The sequence below is a fragment of the Streptomyces sp. NPDC006997 genome, assembly GCF_040635175.1.
Lineage (GTDB): Bacteria > Actinomycetota > Actinomycetes > Streptomycetales > Streptomycetaceae > Streptomyces.
In genome coordinates this window covers 3,689-7,541 of the sequence record NZ_JBEYHH010000079.1, presented here as the reverse complement: position 1 = coordinate 7,541, position 3,853 = coordinate 3,689, and the positions used below count along the sequence as shown (strand labels likewise).

Sequence of the window (3,853 nt, the reverse complement as noted above, 5' to 3'; positions counted from 1 at the left end):
CCGGTACGGCCGGGCGAGGGAAGAGCACCCGCAGCGGCACCCAGCCGTTCGTGGGCGATGCCACCCACGCCCCGTCCGTACTGCCCCACCTGCCCTACGCCTACGCCGTCCTCGACGAGCTGACCGTGTGGACGGGGGCGGGCCTGGAGCCCAGCCGCGCCGACGCCGGCGTGCGCCGCGAGTCCGGCGGCCCCCGCGAGCTCTACCTCACCGCCGTGTGGGAGCCCGAGCACCCCGACCTGAACGGCGACCTGTGGCCGGAGGGCATGACCGTGTCCTGGTCGCACCTGACCGGCTGGGCCGCCGACGACGGCACCGACGTCCGCGCCCTCGACGGCCTGGACCCCGTCGCGCCGCCCGAGCTGGTCGCCGACGCCGTCCTGCACCTCGCGGTCTTCGGCCTGCACACCGCATGGGTGCCCCCGATCGGTGGCCGGTGGGCCCGCGCGGGCAGCTTCGACGGCGCCATGAACGCGTGGCGGGAGGCGACCGGCTCATGAGCACCCCCGAGTCCCGCATCGACCTGGTCGCGCAGGCCGGACACGTCGTCCACCAGGCGCTGCCGACCATGCCGCGCGCCCTGGTCCTCGAGGTCGCACAGGCCCTGCACCAGCAGGGGATGCTGCGGCCCCGCACGAACCGGGCCCTGTGGCTCACGCAGCACCAGCGCGCCGCGCTCATCGGCGGCGCGCGGGGCGAGACCTCCCAGGAGACGGCCCGCCGCCTCGCGGTAGGCCGGTCCACGGTCAAAGAGCACCGCATACGCGCCTACCGGCAGCTAGGGCAGAGCGGTCTCGGCCCCGCCCTCACGGTCGCCCTGGTCGCCGGAGTGATCCGGCTGGAGGACGCCTTACCTCCCGGGCATCCCGCGTTCGCGCCGACGCTCAGGGAGACACCGTGACACCGCTGACCCTGCTGCTCATCTTCGGCGTCCTGGTCGCGGGCTGGTGGGTGCTGTGCGCGGTCCTGGAGGTCCTCGCGGACCGCCGGGTCCACCTGCCGGAGCGGGTCATGGTCCGCGTCCTGCCCGGATGGTTACCGACCTACGTCCGCCAGGACCTCGCCCGCGCCCGCGCCGCCCGCGCAGCCCGTACCGCGCCGCCGCTGCCTGACGCGCCGCCGTGGGCGCACGCCGACCACCACCACACCCGGCCCACGGGCCGCCACCGCAGAGAGGGAGCGGACTGTGACCGACCGCATCAAGGTCATCGCTGACGTCCTGCGCCGCCGCCCCCGCCTGCACAGGCCGACCCTCGCCTACGAGCAGCGCGGACGGCAGGTCCAGAGCCTGGCACCCGGCACCACGGAGGTGGACTGGGAGGCACCCGCGGCACACGTCGCCGAGGCCATCGACACCGCCCTCGACGCGCACGCCGCGGCGGCCGCCGCCCGCGCGGCCGGGTCAGCCGAGGCCGGGCACGCCCTCGTCATCACCTACCGCGACCTCGACCTGGTCGGCGTCTGCCAGTGCGGACGGCCCCTCGGCCGCATCCGCCCCGGCACACCCCTCGACGCCCTCGCGGTGCCGTGGGAACGCCACACCGGCACCCCGCTCCCGCACACCACCTGACCCACCCCCAGAAGCACCGGGCGGGCGGGCCGCGCCCTAGCAGCCGTCCCGCTCGCCCGGCCACCAACCACCTTCGGAGTACCCGATGTACAACCTGGCCCCCGCTCACGCGCCCTGGTTCGAGCACCTCACCGACAGCGTCCGCGCCCTCGGCGAGGCCGCCCGCGAGTGGCAGCTCGCCGCCCAGGCCGCCACCGTCGACCACGCCCGCGCCGACCACCACGGCCTCACCGACCACGAGGGACGGGTGACCGGCCTGCCCCCCGCCGACGCCGTGGGCTGGCAGGCCCGCCCCCACCACCCCCGCCCCCACTCGGTCGCCCGGCGCCAGCTGGAGAAGCACTACCGGGACGCGATGTACGCGGCCCGCCACGGCTACGAGGACGCCGCCCGCCTCTACGCCTCCGGCGCGGCCTGGGCCGTGCGGCAGGTCCAGGACGGCCACCAGCCGCACCAGGTCGAGTTCGCCACCGCCCAGGCCAACGGCAGTACCCTCCTCGCCCTGGTCCCGGGCAGCGAGCGCATCGACCTCAAGGCCCTGACCGCGGCCCGCTACGCCGAGGCCGCGAGCGTGACCGCCGCCTTCGAACGGCTCGACCGCTGCCTGTACGCCGCCCAGTACGCCGAGGACATCGACGACCAGGACTACATCGCCGACCACGAGGCGACCCAGATGCATGACGCCCTCACGGTGGCCGCGGGCATCCCGGACGCCGCCTACGACTACGGCCTGGCCCTCGAAGGTGTGCTGCAGTTCGTCCTCCTCGGCCCGAAGGAGACCCACCGCCGCCAGCGCGCCGAGCAGCGCGCCGCCCAGGAGCGGGCCGAGATCGACCCGGTCGACGACAGCGACGACCTCCCGGACGAGGACGACGACGAGCAGGCCGAGGACCCGGCGGCGCTCGACCCCGTCGGCGACACCGAGGACGACCACAGGTGAGCGACGTCGACCAGCACGCCGAGGCACACCGGCTCAAGGTGCAGCACGGATGGGGCGCGCGCCGGATCGCCGAGCGGCTCGGTATCACCCGGTACAGGGCCAAACAGCTGCTCGCCCGGCCGGTGGCCGAGCGGGTGGTCGAGGTGGCCGAGCGGGTGGCCGAAGTGGTCGAGCCGGTGGCCGACCGTCCGGCCGCTCTGGTCAGCCACCGTCCGGCCGGTGGCCGCCGCCTGGTCCTCGACCTCGACCAGCACCCGGGCCTGGCCGAGGACCTGGCCGAACTACAGCGGACCAGCGGCGCCACCAGCCCGGCCGAGGTCATCGACTGGGCGGTGGACCGGCTGGCGACCGCTGCCCGGACGGCCCGGGCCCGTGGCCTGCTGCGCGAGCGCGAGCCGTTCGACGTGGTCCGCATGTGGCTGAAGCCCACGGTGCGCCGCCGGACGGCCGCCTGATGACCGGGCCGCCCGCCCGCACCCACGCCCCGCAGCAAGGGCGGGCGGCCCACCCCCCAACGTCCCTCTGGAGGTGGCCGATGGTGGTCGTCCTGAGCCGTGTCTACGCGGCCATGGCAGTGGTCGCGGTCGTCGCGCTGGTCGCCGTGGCCGGGTGTACCGGCCACGGGCGGCCGGTGCCGCGGCCGAGTCCGGCCCCGCCACCGGCCGCCCCGGCCGCCCTGATCGGCCGGTAGGCCGGCTGTGGCTGAGCCGTGGCCGCCGTACGGCTACGTCCGCCCGCCGTACGCCCGCCTGACCTGCCCCCACGGCTGCGTCATCGAGTCCCCCATCGGCGCCGACGCCGTCGACGTCGCCCGTTTCATCGCATCCCTTGAGTTCGTTCACGCCCGGCGCTGCCCGGGCCAGCGGAAGGACACCAGTGGCTGACACGTTCGCCAGAGCGATCCCGACCCCGGGGGCTCTGGCCCCCTCGACCGACTACGACCGGACCCGGTGGGAGGAGCGGGTACTGGCCTCCCGGACCTTGCACCACAACGCGCGCTTCCTGGCCCTGGTGCTGTCCCATCACGCGGATGCGTCGGGGCGCCTCCCGGCGGGCGGTATCCAGCACGCCTCGCGCCTGGCCGCGCGGACGCACCTGCCCGGCAAACAGGTCCGGATCTCCCTCACGGCGTTGGAGCTGGCCGGGTTCCTGACGCGGCCGGACCTCGCGACCTGGGAGGCCCGGGAGGTGGTCCGCCCGATCACCCTGACGTACCCGACGGCCCCGGCACGGCAGGAGCCACCCGCCCCGGGGGCGCCCCGGTGACCAGCGGTCCCGAGCAGTTACCGCTGCTGCCCGACGACCCGCCGCGGTGGGGCGGCCCGGCCGCCCTCCCGGTGGAC

Annotated in this window: 9 protein-coding genes; all 9 read left to right on the top strand. The window is 75.7% G+C overall.

Annotated features, from left to right (window positions below; genetic code table 11):
* Nucleotides 1-500 (top strand): hypothetical protein (locus ABZ659_RS35545; protein WP_360229055.1); only part of this gene is annotated, 500 nt, incomplete at its 5' end.
* Nucleotides 497-901, top strand: coding sequence for a hypothetical protein (locus tag ABZ659_RS35540; RefSeq protein ID WP_360229052.1), 405 nt, complete (start codon nt 497-499; stop codon nt 899-901). The genes ABZ659_RS35545 and ABZ659_RS35540, both read left to right, overlap by 4 nt.
* Nucleotides 898-1,215 carry a hypothetical protein gene (locus ABZ659_RS35535; RefSeq protein ID WP_360229049.1) on the top strand — a complete coding sequence of 106 codons (318 nt, stop codon included), beginning with the start codon at nt 898-900 and terminating at the stop codon, nt 1,213-1,215. The genes ABZ659_RS35540 and ABZ659_RS35535 overlap by 4 nt, the downstream gene beginning before the upstream one ends.
* Complete coding sequence (locus ABZ659_RS35530; protein WP_360229046.1) at nt 1,187-1,570, top strand: hypothetical protein; 384 nt, start codon at nt 1,187-1,189, stop codon at nt 1,568-1,570. The genes ABZ659_RS35535 and ABZ659_RS35530 overlap by 29 nt, the downstream gene beginning before the upstream one ends.
* Nucleotides 1,571-1,655: 85 nt before the next feature.
* Nucleotides 1,656-2,510, top strand: coding sequence for a hypothetical protein (locus tag ABZ659_RS35525; RefSeq protein WP_360229043.1), 855 nt, complete (start codon nt 1,656-1,658; stop codon nt 2,508-2,510).
* The gene (locus ABZ659_RS35520; RefSeq protein ID WP_360229040.1) at nt 2,507-2,965 is read left to right on the top strand and encodes a hypothetical protein; all 459 of its coding nucleotides are present in this window, start codon (nt 2,507-2,509) and stop codon (nt 2,963-2,965) included. The genes ABZ659_RS35525 and ABZ659_RS35520 overlap by 4 nt, the downstream gene beginning before the upstream one ends.
* Before the next feature lie 80 nt (nt 2,966-3,045).
* A complete protein-coding gene (locus ABZ659_RS35515; RefSeq protein ID WP_360229037.1) occupies nt 3,046-3,201 on the top strand; it encodes a hypothetical protein in 156 nt (51 codons plus the stop codon).
* Between the two features lie 7 nt (nt 3,202-3,208).
* Entirely contained in the window at nt 3,209-3,394 is a 186-nt protein-coding gene (locus ABZ659_RS35510; RefSeq protein ID WP_360229034.1) for a hypothetical protein, read from the top strand.
* Nucleotides 3,387-3,776 (top strand): hypothetical protein, encoded by a 390-nt coding sequence (locus tag ABZ659_RS35505; protein WP_360229031.1) that lies wholly within the window; start codon nt 3,387-3,389, stop codon nt 3,774-3,776. The genes ABZ659_RS35510 and ABZ659_RS35505 overlap by 8 nt, the downstream gene beginning before the upstream one ends.
* The last annotated feature ends 77 nt before the right edge of the window (nt 3,777-3,853 follow it).